This window comes from Halalkalibacter sp. HAAS-P014 (assembly GCF_056619965.1).
This window is the reverse complement of the sequence record NZ_JBWQTV010000002.1, coordinates 70,077-88,115: the sequence shown is the minus strand read 5'-3', so window position 1 is coordinate 88,115 and position 18,039 is coordinate 70,077. Positions and strand designations below refer to the sequence as shown.

The window sequence follows — 18,039 nt, the reverse complement described above, 5'->3', positions numbered from 1 at the left end:
CTATAACTTTAATTATCCGTCTACCTTCAAAAACATCTAACAATTTTGTTCTATAAAAGTATCTTGTGATATGGTATTTAGCAGCGAACTCATTTTAGAAACATAAAAGAGATCTAACGAGTGCATTGCCCTTGTACAAATCGTGTAAAGAAGTTTCCGTTCTCTATCCTTGTAATAAGAATGTTCGGAAGCGTTGTATACAACGACTGCATCAAACTCTACTCCTTTTGCTAAATATGAAGGAATAATTAACACACCTGATTCATATCCCGTTGAATCTTTCTTCATCAACCGTACTTCTAACTTCCCTTTAATTTCCCCATACAGTTTTTCACTTTCAAGTGCTGTCTTACAAATAATCGCTATTGTCGAATATTGTTTGGTAAGTTCGATCACCCGTTCAATTACCTTATCATTCATTTGATTCATCATGGAAGCTTTAAAAACTGTTGGTTTATTTCCCTCTCTATTAAAAGGGTCAATATCAGCTTGGATAATTTGCTTAGCAAAATCAATGATTTGCCTAGTGGATCGGTAGCTTTGTGTTAATTCGTATCTTTCAATCTCACTAGATAGATATAACGACTCAAGAGAAGAAAAACTGTTTCTATTCGAGTGCGCATAAATCGACTGATTCACATCACCTAAGACCGTTAGTTTGGCTCGAGGAAACATGTTTTTAATAAAAGAAAATTGAAAAGGAGAATAGTCTTGAGCTTCATCAATAAACACATGACGAATCGATGCATTCACTTGGAAGCCTTCTAGTTTCCCTTTTAAATACAGAAATGGTGTTCCATCTTCATACGGAAAGATGGAATTCCGAATTTTCCTTTCAGATTGTAGATAGAGCTTTGATGGAAGTTTCTTTTTCATAAATTGTAAATACATTTCGATCACACAAAGAAAGTGCAGATCTTGAATGTGTTGCCGAACTCGTTTTAATTTCCTCTTTACTACTAACCCTTTTAAGATTTCTTGTTCTCGTTCATACTCATAAAATGAATCAATGTCCTTCTTTTTTTCTCGTTGGACTTTGTTATGTACCTTTTGCAATACTTCATTATCCAATAAATCGATCTCTTGTTCGACCCATTCTGCCTTCCGTTCTTCAAGTTCAAATTGTCTAACTTCTTTTAATAACCTTTCCACTAATATTGTAAACCGGTTAGGAAATGAAATAGACTCGTCTAATTCATAGAAATAGTTACTAATCGTTTGCTTTGAAATTAAAACATTCCCTTTAAACATTATATCTGTAAAAATCAGTCCCTCTTTCTGGAGCCCGTCAATATATTGATCAATTAATTGAATGTATTCTAAAGAAGATTTCAATTTTATACTTTCGATCTGCTCTTCATAAGCCGGTTCATCCGTAGCCGTTAATACATACTCCATTTGATTAAAGGGGTCTTCCAGAAGCCAGTCCCTACCGAGTCGGTACTCCAAATACGCTTGAAACGTTGTCTGCTGCATATTCTCTTCTCCTAATTCCGGTAAAACGGTAGAGACATAGCTATTAAATAGCGGATTCGGCGAAAATAATACAATTTGGTCTGCCTCAAGCGTATCTCGAAATCGATATAATAAATAGGCAACACGTTGCAATGCTGCAGAGGTCTTGCCACTGCCCGCTACACCTTGAACAATTAACAAGCGACCACGATCGTTTCGAATGATTTGGTTCTGTTCTTTCTGTATTGTTGCAACAATGCTCTTCATATGTGAATCGGAATGGCCACCTAATACTTCTTGGAGCAATTCATCACCAATTGTAATACCGGTTGTAAACATATGTTCAATAGTGCCATTACGTATAATGTATTGCTTCTTAGTCTCTATCTCTCCTGAAATCGTCCCTGATGGAGTTTCATACCCTCCAGATCCGGGCCCATAATCATAATACAAACTAGACACAGGAGCCCGCCAATCGTATACATAAAAGTCAACTCCATTTTTGTCAACGAACGAAGCTGTTCCGATATATACTTTCTCGGCTTCGTGGTCTCCCTCTTCTAAAAAATCAATTCTTCCGAAATAAGGTGATTCCTTTAATTTATGTAAGCTTCTTAGCTGTTTTAAGTCATGTTGGTGACTTCTCTCTCTTTCAGACATTAATTCTGCCTGTTGTTTTATACTCGCATGCGTCTCAGCTGCTTCCTCGGCATTATCAAAATTGACCGTTACATCATCCCAAAACTTTTTTCGAATATCAATGACATCTTCTTTTATTGTTCCAAGCTTCTCTTTTATAACTTGCTCTCTTTCTTTTATTTCACCAACAACAAGATCCACGCGTTGTTGTTCCTTTTGCCAATCTGAGTTTTTGCTCATCAGCTCACTCCTCTTGCACATTTAATTATTCAAAAACTTATTATTGCCTATAAAATGATATATACATACTTCCATAAAGTTATGCCAGTATCCTCTTTTCCTTCCTTTGTCTCGTATAAACAACGAATAATGACACACCTTAACAATAAAAAAGATAAAGGGGTTACTTTATGGCTTTGCAAGATAATATTGAAGAATGCATTTACCGCATACAAACAACTGTAGACCGTGCATTAACGGAATTAATGGAAGTGAAAATGGTACGTGAAAATGACCCGACTGAATTTTCTTTTTTACAAAAGGAGTTAGCTGAATTAGAAGTGGAACTAGAAAGGCTATTAATAAATAAGCATGAAGAAGCGACACTTACACGTTTAATTGAAGCTCAACAGCGATTACATGAGGTACGTGAAATTATGGTAAAAGGAATTTAATAAAGGAACGGATAGGGGTGTTCTTTATCCGTTCCTTTACTATGACATTCTTAGATTTTACTGATAAGTATCCTCATACCACTCTTTTGCTTTTTCAACCTCTTCTCGAACGAGTTGATGACCACCCTCCACCCAAAATTCAGTAACATTTGCTTGGGCATTTTCTAGGTCTTTCGCTAATTCCTTAGTTTCTGGTAATGGAATGAGTGGGTCACGCTTTCCGGCACCGATGAATACCGATGTTCCTAATAAGCTAGGAAGCTTTACTCCACGTCGCGGAACCATTGCATGGAATAAAATTGCTCCATATAATGCATCCTCATGATGATACATCATACTTGCTGCAATATTAGCTCCATTTGAATAGCCAACCGCTATTACTTTTTTACGGTCAAACCCATATTTTTTTGCACTATCTGTCACAAAATCATTCAACTCTTTTGTTCTAAAAATCAAATCTTCTTCATCAAATACACCTTCAGCAAGTCTGCGAAAGAATCTCGGCATTCCATTTTCTAATACGTTTCCTCGTACACTCAGAATGTTTGAATCTGGAGCAATCATGTCGGCTAAAGGAAGCAAGTCATGCTCATTTCCCCCCGTACCATGTAACAATAATAATGTTGGTGCATCCGACTTTTTTCCTTCAGTAAATATATGTTTCATCTAGCATTACTCCTTTGTACCTAATGGTTTTAATTTTGCTTCAATTTGAGCACGGTCCGATTCAAAGTACGGTGGTAACGAGAGAGTTTCACCTAAGTGTTCAAATGATTCATCCCCTTCAAACCCCGGTCCGTCTGTAGCAAGTTCAAACAAAATACCGTTTGGTTCACGGAAATAAAGAGAACGGAAATAATATCGTTCAACAAAACCTGAATTAGGTAGACGAAGTTCTTTTAAATAAGCAACCCATTTTTTTAACTCTTCTTCTGTTTCTACCCGAAAAGCAACATGGTGGACACTTCCTCTTCCTGGGCGTTCTCTAGGAAGATCCGCACGCTCTTCTAAGAAAATCTCCGCTCCCGTTCCTCCTTCACCCGTTTCGAAAACCCGAATGAAAGAGTCGTCCCCACTAGAAGATTGATAAGATACTTTTTCCTTATAGCCCAATACATCAGTCAAAATTCTTGCTGTAATTTCTGCTTTCGGAACGGTTAATCTCACAGGGCCAAGACCGATAATTCCATATTCTACAGGGACTGGGCTCTTGTCCCATGGTTTCCCACCGGCAATCCCTTTATTGGTTTCATCCGAGACAAGTTCAAGACGTTGCCCCTCAAAGTCACGAAATGAAATGGTTTTACGTCCATACTTCAATGTAATATCATCATGATCAATTTGATATTCCTCTAAGCGTTTTTTCCAATATGAAATTGCTTCATCACTACCAACTCGTAACGACGTTAATGAAATGCTATTGGTTCCGTAATAGGTCTGACCTGCATGTGGGATTTCAAAGAACGTTAAATCAGTTCCAGGGTTTCCTCTTTCATCTGCATAAAATAGATGATATACCGATGTGTCATCTTGATTTATCGTTTTTTTCACCAATCGTAGTCCAAGTACTTTTGTATAAAAGTGGTAATTTTCCTTCGCGTTCGCTGTAATCGCTGACACATGATGTTGCCCTAGTAATGGCTTTAAGTCCATCTTTGTCACTCCTTTTCTACACATAAGCGTTCGGTTTCATCTTGCTCAGCAACTTCAAGTTTTTTTAACAAATTAAGCAATTGTTTTTGTTCGGCCTTTTTAAGAGTAGAAAATTGGGCAGCTTGAAACCATTCTTGTTGTGGTACTACTTCTTCTAAGAGCTGTTCGGCCTTGTCTGACAAGCTAATTAGCTTTGTTCTCCACTCTTGCTTCCTCTGGATCCAACCTACCTTTTCCATCTTTTTGAGCATTTGCGTAATATTGCCTTTACTCACAAGTAACTTATCAGCTAATTCTTGTTGAGACAAAGGTTGATGCGTTTTAACTTGAATAAGTAAATCAAATTGAGCAATTGTTAATCCCCATTTTTTTAAGTGTTGAGTTGATAATCGATTACTTTGATGATAAAAACGGGCAATACGAAACCATAATAGCAATCCAAGTCTGGTATCTTTCGATGTTCCAAGGTTCTTCTCTGACAAAAGCAGTCCTCCTTTCCCTAATGGAACTGAGCTTTGATAACATCTTATTTCGAATAAAGTCCAAGCGTTGTCCCTTAATTATGATCATTCTAACACTTAGCTTCTACTCTAGTTCAAAACTTTACACGTCATCAGTTTATACCTAAACTGATGACGTGTAAAGGGTTCAATCTTAGTTATATCCTTCTGCAACGGTAATTAGATTTAACTTTAAGCATAAAAAAGAAGGGAGCAATTCATCCCTTCTTTGTTCAAATTTATTTATTTAATGTATCAATGATTTCATACAACTCTTCTAAATGCTTAATTTCAAAGTCTGGTACAACTTCATTCCGTTCCTTATCGTGGCGGTTAATCCAAACTGATTTCATCCCAACTCTTGATGCACCAAGGATATCAGTCATTAAATTATCTCCAACCATAATCGCTTCATCTTTTGTAAGCTCCATCTTCTCTAGAGCATGTTCAAATATTGTCGGATCCGGTTTACCTCGTCCAAATGCACCGGAAATTATGATCTGGTCAAAATACGGCACTAGCTCTGGTGTAATCTCCAGTTTAGTGTTTTGCAAATCAGGAGAACCATTTGTCAGAAGCAATAGCTTGTACTTTCCTTTTAGTTCATCAAGTACTTTAAAGGATTCCTCATATACAAACGGGCTCTTATGACGTTCAACTGGAAAACGCTCTGCTAATTCTAACCCAAAATCAGAATCATCAATACCAACTGCTTTTAACCCTCTTGTCCAAGCATCTTTACGGTACGTTGGAACGATATCTTTCATTTTTCGGAATTCATCATGGTCATCTAAGAAATTTCCCCATAAACCTTCAAATGGATTAATACCTATCATTTTCGTAAATTCAAATGTTTCATAGCCTGAGTATAACTTGCGTGCTTCTTCGCGAACTGCCTCTTCTAAAGCAACCGGATCAACATTGTATTTTTCTTTTGCCACTTCACAGGTTGCTTCAAATGCCTTCTTAACACTACGTTGATCCCAAAGTAATGTATCATCAAGATCAAAAAAGATTGCTTTTATCACGATGAATCCTCTCCCCACTGTTGTATTCACTTATTAGATTACCTTTCTCTTTTTAATAAGTAAATAGTATCTATCATCGCATTTTCTTTAAATTAATACCTTTTGGAAATACTTCTTCCAATCGCCCTACCAAATCGTTATCTCGATATAATTCCTCTTTGAAAATTGTAACGATCCCTTGATCGTCATGAGTACGAATTAAGCGACCAATTCCTTGTCGAAGTCGTAGTAGCATATACGGTAGATCCACCATCATATATGGATCCTTTGCTGCTTTACGTTTTGCAGCGAATACTGGATCATTTGGTGGAAATGGTAGTGACCAAATGATGACATTTTTCAGTGACTCACCAGGGATATCTAACCCTTCCCAAAGGCTATACGCACAAAGAATGGAATTTGTGTCCTCTTGAAAAATAGAAATTAACCTGCTAATCTCCTGATCACCTTCAAAAAGGATATTCCATTTCGCATAATCTGAATCTTTTATTGTTGCAAGTTTGAACTGTTGAAGTTCTTCTTTGCTAGTAAAAAGCAACAACGCTTTTCCGTTCGTTTCTTCAAGTGATTTTTTAGCATAGGATATTTTTTCACGATAATTATTAATAACAGGTGCATACAACTCCATTTGCTTTTTATAGTCAAATGGTGATTCTACAGAAAAATCGTTGTAATTTTTTATCCCTAAACTTGTCGCTAAATATTCGAATGAATCGTTTGTAGATAAAGTTGCTGAGGTGAATATAAATGGCAGTTTCTTAGAGAACACTTGCTCTTTTAGCACTTCTTCTACTAGCCTTGGCATAATTACAAGGGTAAGCCCTTGTTTATCTTCTTCAACCCAAGAAACAACATTATCTACACCAACAAAAACACCCAAAGCATGATGAATCATATCAAGATGCTCTTCAACAATCTTTAATTGATAAGCGTCAATCGTATACATTTCACTTTCAAATACCATCTCATCTTCCAGTTTTGCAATTAAGTGAATGAGTCGCTTCGCTTCTTTAAGCAAACCAGAAGTGATTTCAACTTCTTTTCGTGTTGAGCCTTCTACATTTCTCGAATGATCACGCAATATAAAGGAAAAATGTAGGCTTTGCGATATCAGCTCGTCAACCAAAACAGCAAATTCTTCTCGAACATCATTTTCTAGTAAGCGAGTTAATAATTCCTCAACTACATCATGACGTAACTTATACGTAAGAGCTTTTTGCGCGGCTACCTCAAGCAAATGTCCTTCATCAAAAATAACCGTACTTGCTTCCGGTAAAAGGGGAAGCTGCCCTTCACGTATTCTCGAATCGTATGTCCAAACATGCTCCATGTAAAAATCATGTGAGCAAATAATAAGGTCTGTTGACTTTCGGTAATGTTCGCGCGATAATGTTTGACCACAGCGATGTCTTTTATCACAGACGAAACAATCCTGAAATGAATCCCATCCAATTTGATCCCACTCTTCATTATTTAAATGAGAATAATCTTTGCGATCGCCGTAATGGTGAAACGATTGCAGCGTGTCGCTAGTATGAACAAATGTTGGCAAATCAACATAGATTTGATCATATATGTCATCATACTTGTCTGTAGAACGTACATCATCAAGCTTTTGTAAACATAGATACTGATCTTTTGATTTCGCCAATCTAGCATCAATTGCCAGTCCAAGAATATTTGCCAATTTATCAATATCTCCACCCTTTTTAACCAATTGTTCTATCAGCGATTCATCAGCACAAGCTATGATCGCTGGTTTTCCCGTGTATCTTGCATAACAAATTGCATACAGCAAATAGACAATAGTTTTCCCTGTACCAACTCCTGCTTCTGCAAACATAATGTTTTTATCGATAAATGCTTTTTCAAGCTGAAACGCCATATAAATCTGCTCGTCACGAAGTTCTAAACCAGCTTCTGGTAATATGTCATAAAAGACGTCCCCAATCCATTCATTTAATTGGTCAAAAAAAGATTGGCTTCTGTCATAAGAAAAAGGTAGTGGATGATTTGTTTTCAAGTATAATGCCTCCGTATCAAAGTAAAAAGTCAATAGATAATTATCTTAGAAAAAGGTTCTTTTGTCAAAAAAAGTTTGTGTGTTTTATCCAAAATTGCTCATTCGCAAAAAAGTGGCTTTTTCCTAAGTTATGAAAATAAAAAAGTTGTCTCAAAAAATAGGAGGAATCTCCTCATCATTTGAGACAACCTGTTCTAAATAGGGTTAATTTTTTCCCCATTCATGCAACTTCAAACTTCTTACCCCATTTACAACATATGGATCAGCTTCAGCTAACTTTTTAGCTTCCTCAAAAGAATCGGCTTGATAAATAACTAGTCCACCTTCTCCATCGATGAAAGGTCCTTTAGCAAAAATTTTCCCTTCTTCTTCAAGCTTTGCAAGATGTTCAAGATGTTGTGGGCGATATGTAGCATTTAATTCAGGTTTGTTCATGTAAAGCAATGCAGCAAAATAAGACATAAAATCTCTCCTTTAAGAATCCTAATTTATTCAATACTCTTTACTAGTTTCAAAGAATTTGTTCAAAGGTATCCCCTTATTCAATGGAGTTCGCATAATACTCAATGATTTCTCTTCTGCGAATAATCCCGATAAAAATACCATGATCATCAACAACAGGGATAAAGTTTTGAGAAATAGCAAGCGTTAACAAGTCTGTTATTTTGGACTCAATTCGAACCGGTTTATTTTTGAACCTTCTTTTAATATCCTGTAATTGGATTTGTTCAGCAACCTCTATTGAAAATGAAGGCGTATCTTTGATTTGCCAAAGCAAATCACCCTCTGTTAACGTACCAACATATTTCCCTTGATGATCAATGATAGGAACAGCCGAGTACTTGTGATATTCCATTTTTTCTAACGCTTGTCTCATTGTTGAATCTAAATCTAAGTACGCAACTTCAGCTTTTGGCACTAAGAAAAAAGAGATATTCATAGACGTCCTTCCCTTTCACAAAAGAATCAATTCTATTATACTTCATATCTTATCGATTTACCAAAAGTGAGAAATTCTATAGTAAAATGACGACTCTATAAGATAAGCAACGCGCTAAGGCGTCGCTTAAATCAGCAATTTTTCGTATACTCCATTTAATTGTTCAACACGCTCTTCATCTTGCTCACCTCTAGCGTAGTCCAACTCATACTGCAAAATTAAATTAAGAATCGTTGCTTCATTTTCCTCTAGATCTCTAACAAATTCATCTTCATCTTTGTACTGATTTTCTTCTAACTTTTGATAAATTCTTTGGCAAATTTGATGGTTGTCAATATGATTTGATAATGACTCACGTAAATAACCTAAATTCGAGTCCAAATTATGTCATCCTTTCCGAAACTGAATCGTTATCATGAATAGGATGTGGAATAAATTGAAAATCATTCACAGTCTTTTTTATTTTACCTCAACTGTCCAGTTATAAGAATCTTGAACCTTACCTGTTTGAATGCCCGTTAAAGTATCATACAAGCTCTTTGATAATTCTCCGATTTCACCATTATTAATATTCATATTTCTTTTGCCCCAGTTCAATTCACCAATAGGCGAAATAACAGCTGCTGTCCCTGTGCCAAAAGCTTCTTCTAACTGACCTTTATCATAGGCATCATACAGTTCCTCAAGTGAAATTTTTCGTTCTATAACTGGAATTCCCCAATCTTTTAATAACTCAATAATTGACATACGTGTTATTCCTTCAAGAATACTTCCATTCAATTCTGGTGTAACGACTTCACCATTAATTTTAAAGAAGACATTCATGCTCCCAACCTCTTCAATGTATTTCTTTTCTATGCCATCAAGCCAAAGGACTTGTGAGAACCCCTCATTTGTCGCTTTCTCCTGCGCCTTATAAGCAGCTGCATAATTACCGGCAGTTTTCGCTTTTCCTGTTCCTCCACGGACTGCTCTTGTGTATTCTTCTTCCACATGAATACGAACCGGCTGAATTCCCTCTTTATAGTAAGAACCGACGGGAGATAAAATGATAATAAATTGATATGTTTTCGATGGGGCTAGGCTTAAGTTTGGTTCTGTTGCAATAATAAATGGTCGTATGTATAAAGAGTTGCCTTCCTTTGTCGGTACCCACTCTTTCTCAATTTCAAGCAATTTTTTCAAATAAGTTAGTGCGAGCTCCTCACTTATTTCCGGTATACTCAATCGGTCACTTGAAAAATTTAGCCTTTCGAAGTTTTTATCTGGACGAAATAAAAGAATTCGATCATCTTCTGTGCGATAAGCTTTTAATCCTTCAAATACCGTTTGGCCATAATGAAAAATCATCGCAGCAGGATCTAACATAATCGGTTCATATGGGACAATTCTTGGCTCATACCAACCTTTATCAACTGCGTAATCGATGACAAACATATGATCAGTAAAATGTTTGCCAAATGCAATTTTATCTGCATTTGGTTTTTCCTTTCGTTTATTGCTGTCTAGCAAGCTCAACGTTAGCTCAGTCATTTTGTAAACACCTCTGTTGAAGAATTTGGTAAATACTATGTAATTATTTTAAATAGTTCCTGCCCTGAATACAAGGAGTTCAAAAATAAGCGAGAGTTTTCAATTTTAACTCTCGCTTCGCTTATTACTTTTTTGATCTTTTGTCCAGCTCGGCTTGTACATCTTGTTGTAAAGCTGTTGATTCTTTTACTGGTAGAGTCGTTGAACCTTCTTCTATTACACGCTCTAATAGCTTTTTGTTTTTATAGAATTCCTCTTTATCAACATTATAGTAGAACCTCACTGAGTCTTCGTCCTTAAAATATTTTTTTCCGAGTTTCAAAAGAAATGTTACTGGCAGTCCTTTAACCGACAAAGCAGGTTGCAATTTTTCAGTTTCCTGTACTTCTTTTTGATCTTGTTTCTCTTCCACCGTCTCACCTTGAACCATCAATAAAATTTCTTTTGCTACCTCCTTTTGTGATAATGCTCTTTTTAATGCCTTTTGACGAATACGTTTCTTCTTAGATTTCACATTCATTTTCTCTAAGCTGATCGCAGCAAACTCCTGATATTTTACACCACTTTTTTCAATTGCCTTTTTTAACTCTTCATTTTTCATTTCATTTGCACGTTTTAACAAATCAAAAACCCCTTACTTATTAATATCTTAAGATGTATTAGTAAATTGAGAATGCAAGATGACAGATTTTCTCCCTTTACTATAGTACCAAAATTCGTTATTCTTTTGTGCGTTATTCAACATTTTTTATGAATGCTAGTCAGTAACCCACTATAGTCAACTAGTATAAAGCCTTTCTATTAAAAAAGCTGTCGTAAATTGTTAAGAAGCTGAATTTTTGACTCTAATTTACGAAAAATGTAAAATACAATTCTATTCTACATACCGAAAGGGGATTAGTTATGGCACAATCACTTAATGGAAAAGTGGCTTTTGTCACAGGAGCTGGCAAAGGTATCGGCCGATCAACAGCAATTGAATTAGCCAAGGAAGGTGTGAAAGTCGGTCTATTAGCTAGAACCGAGGCTGACTTAACAGCTGTTGCTAATGAAATAGAGGCAATCGGAGGAATAGCTTCTTTTGCAACTGCAGATGTATCCTCGTTATCAGAAGTGGAGCAGGCAGTTGAGCATTTAACGAAAGAATTAGGACCTGCAGATATCCTAATTAATAATGCTGGTACTGGAAAGTTCGGTTCGTTTTTAGAACTAGAACCTGAAGAATGGAAGCAAATGATTGATATCAACCTTATGGGAGTTTACTATGTGACTCGCACAGTCCTTCCACAGTTAATTGAGAAAAACAGTGGAGATATTATTAACATTTCTTCAACTGCTGGACAAAAAGGTGCACCGGTAACTAGTGCTTACAGTGCTTCAAAATTCGGCTTACTCGGATTAACAGAATCTCTCGCTCTTGAAGTAAGAAAACAAAACATTCGTGTTACAGCCTTAACACCTAGCACAGTTGCGACAGAACTAGCCTTTAGAGAAAATTTAACTGATGGTAATCCTGAGAAAGTGATGCAACCAGAAGATTTGGCTGAGTATATTGTTGCACAACTTAAATTACACCCACGAATCTTTGTTAAATCAGCTGGCCTTTGGTCTACAAACCCATAAAAGACTTATTAAGGCTGTCTCAAAGTAGGTTACTTAAGACAGCCTTTAATTATCAATTTACCTGTTCGATAAAGCTTTTCGTTCGCATCCCATCTCTTCTTATATAGACAGTCGCATCCACTGTGATAGTAGCATCTTTAAAATGGTCATCCCAGTCATCAATGTGCTCCTTAAATTGTTTGTAATGTTGCTTGCTTAAATGTTCTCCAAAACCAAACACATCGACACCAAATTCCTCTTGCACCTTCGTTATTGTTTTCGTCAATTTTTCTTCAAGATGTTCACCCATAATACTCTGATACTTTTTATATGTTTCGATTTCATCGAGTCCATCTGGACATTGGTTGTCGTGAATATCTCCTTCTACTATAATTCGAACCGTCATTTCTGGGACTCCATTTTCGAAATTTGTGTCAACTTTTGTATGTGAATTGTATATTTGCAAAGCGAAATAGCCTTCTTCTCCACATGGAGCAGTCGCTGTCGTTTGACTTAGATCTTGCGTCCACATAAAATTTCTCGTTTCTTCAACAGATAAAAAGCCGACTAATTGGTCTTTATTAAAAAGTGCCATCCCGTCATATTGGACAATTGCATCTAATTCTAACTCTGTAGCATCACTCATATCTGTCATCGCATCATTTGGCCCTCTAATCGTAACAGCAGCAGCTACCGGGTGCCTGCCAGGTGATGTGATTCCGTAAACAAAATCCGGTAAAGAAGATTCTGGGAATCCTCCCCAATTTTCATAAAGTGTTTGAAATTGGGTATATATTTTCAATGAAGGAATCTTCGGAATTGGATACGATATTTTCAAAACATCACTCGCTTTTGCTCCCCTTGTAATAACAATTTGAAAATCATTTCGAAACTGCCCACTCTTTTCAAGAAATTGTAAGAATTTCGAGATACCTTTTTCAGCTACTTGCTCATCTATAATCAACGTACGAGTATGAGAGAAGTTGAGTTCCCTTGTTAACCCCATATTCATCTTTGTTAGTAACTCAGCCATTGTTAGCCCTTTTAGTTCATACGTAACAACTGGGGTTAAGCCTTCAGACATTTGTTGGTTTTGTTCGCTTGAATTAACTGCTTCTACCGTTAAGCTAAAGGCCTCATCATCTTCACTTTTTTCTAGAGCAATTCCTGATATCATAGTAACGTCGTCTAGTTCTTTTCGATCCCAGCATCCTGTTGCGATGATTAATAAAGACAGACTAATCAAAATTGCTTTAAACCTCATATATTCTCCTCCTTCTTTTTAGAAGGTATGGGTGGAAGGTTCTCATCTTTCACATCTGCCTTAGGTTGTAAGTAATTCGGCCTTCTTTTCATCAATTGGATAGGTAATCGCACAAGTACATCTTTTTGATCTTCAAAAATGAACGGACCCATTGGTGCAAGATAAGGAACGCCATAAGATCGTAAATTAGCGAGATGGCTAATAATCAGAAGGAACCCAATTAATGTACCAAATAAGCCTAGTGCAGCTGTCATTAAGATTAAAGCGAAGCGTAGTAGACGAGTCGCATTCGCAAATGAATAAAGAGGTGAAACAAATCCAGCCATTGCCGTTAAAGCGACAACAACTACAAGGAAATTGGAAACAATTCCCGCTTCTACAGCAGCTTGTCCGATCACAAGTGCACCAACAATCGAAACCGTCTGTCCAACGACTCTAGGCATTCGAACACCAGCTTCACGTAGAATTTCAAATGTTACCTCCATTAGGAGCAATTCAACGACGGCTGGAAAGGGAATACCTTCCCGTTGTGCTTGAAGGGAGACAATCAATCCAGTAGGGATTAACTGATGATGGAATGTTGTTAAGCCAATATAAATTGACGGTAAAAGCAATGCGAGCAGAAAAGCTAAATAACGAATAAGGCGAATCATTGAAGCCATCATAAATCCCTGATAATAATCTTCACTCACTTGGAAGAAATCAGTAAAGACAACTGGAGCCAATAGTACAAACGGACTTCCATCGACAAGAATTGCTACTTTTCCTTCAACAATATTAGCAGATACCATATCCGGCCGGTCCGAATGATAGAGCATCGGAAATGGCGTAATGACTTTATCAGAAATGAACTCTTCAATATTGCCGGAATCAAAAATCGCGCTGCTTTCTATTGCTTTGACTCTTTTCTTTACCTCATCTACAATTTCTTGATTCACTACATTCTCTAAGTACGTAACACAGACTGTCGTTTGTGTGTCTTTTCCAACAGTAAAATTTTCAACTTTTAAGTACGGGTTTTTAATTCGTCTACGAATTAGACTAATATTTGTCCCTACAATCTCGGTAAAGCTGTCTTGTGGTCCACGGATAATCGTTTGGGTTTCTGACCTAGCAATTCCTCTTGATTCAGTCGTAACTGTACTAATTGCAACCCCTTGATCTAGCCCATCAACAAGAATAACTGTATAGCCTGATAAGATGTACCATATGATTTCATGATTATATTGAATATTCGCAATATCACTACTTGCAATATATTGTTTCTGAAACTCTTTTAAATCTTTAGGAGTTGAAAGATCTACTTTTTTCGTATAGGCATTTGCAAGCGCAGGCCGTACCGTTTCAGATACATTTGATAGGTCGACCATACTAATTAAATAAAGAATCAGTCCTTCGCGATTCCCAACAAATACCTTTTCTATATAGAAATCAAAGTCCCCTTCAAAAATTTTGTTGAATGCTTCCTCATTCTTTTTAATCGATGGAGATATTTTCGTTTTCCCTTTTTGCTCATCGATTAAGTCTTCAGGCCTTGTCGTTTTATTATTGGAGTCCTCTACCTTCATTGAAGAGATGATTTGCTTAAATACCTTTTTCATGATGCCACCCCTCCTGAAACTGAATTACTCCTTTTCTTACGTAACCAAATAACAATAAATAAAATAAGAGGTAATCCTAATTGTAATGGGAGATGAAGAACATACGGAACAATGTCTAAGCCTTCATCAAAATGCTCCACTACATTTACTGAATTTAATATGGCCATAAATGGGATTAATGTAGAAATCGGAAAAATAAACTTACGATATGAAATAGAGAAGATATATTCGAGTCCCTTCAACCCTGCATAAAAGAACACGCTAACTTTTATATAGACCCCTGTCATAACGATAAAAATAACTAAAATATCAACCCGCTCAACGAAATCCAAAAGCATGATTTCCCTTGCAGCAGTCATTAAAGGGTAAAGTGTGCGAACTTTCAAATCTACTCCTAATGTTGTTACTTGTATGATGTTGGAGTATGCAATCAAAAGGCCACTAAGTAAAATTGCAACTACACTAACTTTTCCTACATACGAAAACTTGCTTATATTGGTCATGATGACTGTAAACACAATAACTTCTCCATAAGGAAATGTAAGCAGCGTCGGAAATACAGCATCAAAAACGGGACCGAATCCATCACCTAAAATTGGTAAAAGGTGTAGAAATTCTAACTCTCCACTAATAAAAAGCAGAACACCAACAAGAATTAGCATTCCTAAAATATAAGGTGAAATGATTTCTGTTACACGCGCCAACACTTCAAGCCCTTGATAAACCGTATACAGAACCGGAATCATCATCACGATGACGATCACTTCAATTGGTGTGATTGGTAAAATTGTCACTTTCATTAACTCGCCAAAATCACGGATATTACGCGAGGCAATATAAAAAAAATAAAGAGAATAAAAGATGCATAACATTGGACCAATCACTTTTCCGAAGGCAAAATACAACATTTCATAAAGGTGCTTCTGAGCAGCAATTGAAATAAGCTTGTAATAACTCCATACGAGAATGATCCCAAATGTCATAGCAATAAGCTCGGCAATCCAAAGGTCTTGTCGCGCTTCGTCACCTGCACCTACTACAACTGTCGTACCAATTGTAAAAATCATTATCAAGATAAATAATTGCCACAATGAAATTTTGTCGTTCCCATTAGTATCCATAGTTAGCCTCACCTATTTGTTGCCTGTTGTGGCTTCTTTTCTTTTCTTGCTTTGTAATCGGTATATACAGCAAAAAGAAGACCAGTAAAAGCGAAAGCTGTTACAATCGTCCGTCTTGTTCCAAGTTCAAATGGGTATATTAACATAATGCTCTGAAGATACGATCTATCGTAAATAATCGAATCAAACATTGCCATCAGCAGCAACATTAACGTTAAAAGCAGTAAAAAAATAAAAGTTACCACCAAATCACCTCAACTTATCTAAAAGTTGACTCTATTTTCTAGCCTTTCCATAAGATGATAAATTATGTAAAGGGGTCTGACCCCTAAAAAAGAGTAGGCAAATCGATCTAATGAACGATTTGCCTACTCTTTCTTTGATTTATTTATCTTGGCTGCTTTTTCATCTTAACACAATTTCTCTCTCAAATTGGACACCCTATTCTCAATCAATAGGTTATACAATCGTTGCCATCCTGCTTGTCATTCGTTTAATTGCCTTATTAGCTTCTAATAATACAGTCTTTTTGTCCATCGTTTTCATTAAACGGTTTTCCATCACAATCATACCATTAATAATTGTCGTCATGACATCTGCTCTCGTCGCTGAATAAACGATACGAGAAATCGGATCAACATCAAACGATGGATACGTATGGAAGTCGTGTAAATCTAATAGGACAAGGTCTGCCTTTTTCCCGACCTCAATACTTCCTATTTCATCTTCTAGCCCAATTGCCTTTGCTCCACCGATTGTTGCCATTTCAAAGACGGTTCTCGCATTCATAGCTGTTGGTCCGTGGATTGGCTTTTGGATTAGTGCTGCTAGACGCATTTCATTAAACATATCTAGATTATTGTTACAAGGGGCGCCATCAGCTCCTAGACTGACAGAAATATTATCATCTAGTAAGCTTGGAATCTCAGCAATTCCTGAAGCTAATTTTAAATTTGAACCAGGACAATGGCTAACATGAATTCCTTTTTCCTTAATGATCTTTTTTTCACGTTCATTTAGCCAAACACAATGAGCTAAAATTAAGCGATCGTTCGCTAATCCTAAATGATCTAAATATTCTATGTTTCGCATACCCGTTTCTTGCTCGACAATGTCAATTTCACCCCGATTTTCTGATGCATGAGTATGTACATTTACCCCATAGGCAGATGATAGTTGTGCTACTTCTTTCAAAAGTGTTTTACTACAAGACACAACAAACCTAGGAGAAAACGCATATTTTATTCGACCATTGGCATAGTTATGCCATTTCTCAAGTAAATCAACACTTTGTTGTATCGATTGATTCGTATTCTCTTGTAGAGCTTTTGGTACCTCTTCCCCTTTATCCATCATTACCTTTCCTGATAACGCACGAATCCCACTTGATGCAATCGCTTGAAAGGCATAATCAGTATGATGAACCGTTTCCATATCTACAATCGAAGTCGTACCACTTTGAATGAGTTCTCCAATTCCAAGTAATGCTGAGTAGTAAAGTGACTCCTCATCATGTGCAGCCTCAAGTGGCCAAACCCTCTCTTTTAACCAATCTAGTAGCTCTAAATCATCCGCTCTGCCACGAAAAACGGTTTGACACAAATGTATATGTGTCTGAACAAAGCCCGGAATCACAGTCTTATTTGTAGCATCAATCATTTTATCAATTCGTGGTGGGTTCAGGTTGATCCCTATTTCCTTAATCCGATCATCCTCAGTGTATATGTCCCCAACAAAAATATCCTTAGTTTCATTCATTGTAACAATTTCAGCATGTTTGATTAAAAGACGATTCACCCGACATCACCTCTAGCAGAATGTTATACGCAAAAAAAACCACGAAAAAATATGCAATCATACGCACATTTTTTCGTAGTTAGGAATTTACGGTTCCATGTAGATACCCCCGGTCCATATTACGCGAGGTTATACGAAAAAAGACTAATCAAAAAATGTAGTATATTTATACTATAAATAAAAAATTAGTTACATTCTATTCTAACGGA

At 36.6% G+C, this 18,039-nt stretch carries 18 protein-coding genes and 1 riboswitch; of the genes, 2 read left to right on the top strand and 16 right to left on the bottom strand.

Going from position 1 to position 18,039, the window contains the following annotated elements; genetic code table 11:
* Positions 1-36: 36 nt before the first annotated feature.
* Positions 37-2,334 (bottom strand): RNA polymerase recycling motor HelD, encoded by a 2,298-nt coding sequence (gene helD, locus AC1FXZ_RS01145; RefSeq protein ID WP_480050182.1) that lies wholly within the window; start codon positions 2,332-2,334, stop codon positions 37-39.
* 170 nt (positions 2,335-2,504) lie between these two features.
* Here helD and AC1FXZ_RS01140 point away from each other — a divergent pair, with 170 nt between their 5' ends.
* On the top strand, positions 2,505-2,768 hold the full coding sequence (locus AC1FXZ_RS01140; RefSeq protein ID WP_480050180.1) for a hypothetical protein: 264 nt from the start codon (positions 2,505-2,507) through the stop codon (positions 2,766-2,768).
* A 57-nt stretch (positions 2,769-2,825) separates the two neighbouring features.
* On the opposite strand, the gene AC1FXZ_RS01135 is transcribed toward AC1FXZ_RS01140, so the two are convergent.
* The 10 genes from AC1FXZ_RS01135 to AC1FXZ_RS01090 form a co-directional block, all read right to left on the bottom strand.
* The gene (locus AC1FXZ_RS01135) at positions 2,826-3,434 is read right to left on the bottom strand and encodes an alpha/beta hydrolase (RefSeq protein ID WP_480050178.1); all 609 of its coding nucleotides are present in this window, start codon (positions 3,432-3,434) and stop codon (positions 2,826-2,828) included.
* 6 nt (positions 3,435-3,440) lie between these two features.
* Positions 3,441-4,421, bottom strand: coding sequence for a ring-cleaving dioxygenase (locus AC1FXZ_RS01130; protein WP_480050176.1), 981 nt, complete (start codon positions 4,419-4,421; stop codon positions 3,441-3,443).
* A 5-nt stretch (positions 4,422-4,426) separates the two neighbouring features.
* A complete protein-coding gene (locus tag AC1FXZ_RS01125) occupies positions 4,427-4,903 on the bottom strand; it encodes a MarR family winged helix-turn-helix transcriptional regulator (protein WP_480050174.1) in 477 nt (158 codons plus the stop codon).
* A 257-nt stretch (positions 4,904-5,160) separates the two neighbouring features.
* Complete coding sequence (locus tag AC1FXZ_RS01120; RefSeq protein ID WP_480050172.1) at positions 5,161-5,949, bottom strand: HAD family hydrolase; 789 nt, start codon at positions 5,947-5,949, stop codon at positions 5,161-5,163.
* A gap of 73 nt (positions 5,950-6,022) precedes the next feature.
* Positions 6,023-7,972 (bottom strand): ATP-dependent DNA helicase, encoded by a 1,950-nt coding sequence (locus tag AC1FXZ_RS01115; protein ID WP_480050170.1) that lies wholly within the window; start codon positions 7,970-7,972, stop codon positions 6,023-6,025.
* A gap of 204 nt (positions 7,973-8,176) precedes the next feature.
* Positions 8,177-8,434 carry a YciI family protein gene (locus tag AC1FXZ_RS01110; protein WP_480050168.1) on the bottom strand — a complete coding sequence of 86 codons (258 nt, stop codon included), beginning with the start codon at positions 8,432-8,434 and terminating at the stop codon, positions 8,177-8,179.
* Positions 8,435-8,510: 76 nt separating this feature from the next.
* Positions 8,511-8,912: a CBS domain-containing protein gene (locus AC1FXZ_RS01105; RefSeq protein WP_480050166.1), complete on the bottom strand. Its 402-nt coding sequence runs from the start codon at positions 8,910-8,912 to the stop codon at positions 8,511-8,513.
* A 126-nt stretch (positions 8,913-9,038) separates the two neighbouring features.
* Positions 9,039-9,293 (bottom strand): sporulation protein, encoded by a 255-nt coding sequence (locus AC1FXZ_RS01100; RefSeq protein ID WP_480050165.1) that lies wholly within the window; start codon positions 9,291-9,293, stop codon positions 9,039-9,041.
* Positions 9,294-9,371: 78 nt separating this feature from the next.
* A complete protein-coding gene (locus tag AC1FXZ_RS01095; RefSeq protein WP_480050163.1) occupies positions 9,372-10,445 on the bottom strand; it encodes a branched-chain amino acid aminotransferase in 1,074 nt (357 codons plus the stop codon).
* Positions 10,446-10,569: 124 nt separating this feature from the next.
* Positions 10,570-11,067 carry a hypothetical protein gene (locus AC1FXZ_RS01090; RefSeq protein ID WP_480050161.1) on the bottom strand — a complete coding sequence of 166 codons (498 nt, stop codon included), beginning with the start codon at positions 11,065-11,067 and terminating at the stop codon, positions 10,570-10,572.
* 281 nt (positions 11,068-11,348) lie between these two features.
* Here AC1FXZ_RS01090 and AC1FXZ_RS01085 point away from each other — a divergent pair, with 281 nt between their 5' ends.
* On the top strand, positions 11,349-12,068 hold the full coding sequence (locus AC1FXZ_RS01085) for a 3-ketoacyl-ACP reductase (protein ID WP_480050159.1): 720 nt from the start codon (positions 11,349-11,351) through the stop codon (positions 12,066-12,068).
* A 52-nt stretch (positions 12,069-12,120) separates the two neighbouring features.
* Here AC1FXZ_RS01085 and AC1FXZ_RS01080 read toward each other — a convergent pair whose 3' ends face one another.
* The 5 genes from AC1FXZ_RS01080 to AC1FXZ_RS01060 form a co-directional block, all read right to left on the bottom strand.
* Positions 12,121-13,311, bottom strand: coding sequence for a Ger(x)C family spore germination protein (locus AC1FXZ_RS01080; protein WP_480050157.1), 1,191 nt, complete (start codon positions 13,309-13,311; stop codon positions 12,121-12,123).
* On the bottom strand, positions 13,308-14,912 hold the full coding sequence (locus AC1FXZ_RS01075) for a spore germination protein (protein ID WP_480050155.1): 1,605 nt from the start codon (positions 14,910-14,912) through the stop codon (positions 13,308-13,310). The genes AC1FXZ_RS01080 and AC1FXZ_RS01075 overlap by 4 nt, the downstream gene beginning before the upstream one ends.
* Positions 14,909-16,033 (bottom strand): GerAB/ArcD/ProY family transporter, encoded by a 1,125-nt coding sequence (locus tag AC1FXZ_RS01070; RefSeq protein ID WP_480050153.1) that lies wholly within the window; start codon positions 16,031-16,033, stop codon positions 14,909-14,911. Before AC1FXZ_RS01070 ends, AC1FXZ_RS01075 begins: the two co-directional genes overlap by 4 nt.
* 8 nt (positions 16,034-16,041) lie before the next feature.
* Positions 16,042-16,278, bottom strand: a complete 237-nt coding sequence (locus AC1FXZ_RS01065) for a hypothetical protein (protein ID WP_480050151.1) — start codon at positions 16,276-16,278, stop codon at positions 16,042-16,044.
* A gap of 214 nt (positions 16,279-16,492) precedes the next feature.
* Positions 16,493-17,830, bottom strand: coding sequence for a 5'-deoxyadenosine deaminase (locus tag AC1FXZ_RS01060; RefSeq protein ID WP_480050149.1), 1,338 nt, complete (start codon positions 17,828-17,830; stop codon positions 16,493-16,495).
* 56 nt (positions 17,831-17,886) lie between these two features.
* Positions 17,887-17,987, bottom strand: a riboswitch (purine riboswitch).
* Positions 17,988-18,039: the final 52 nt, after the last annotated feature.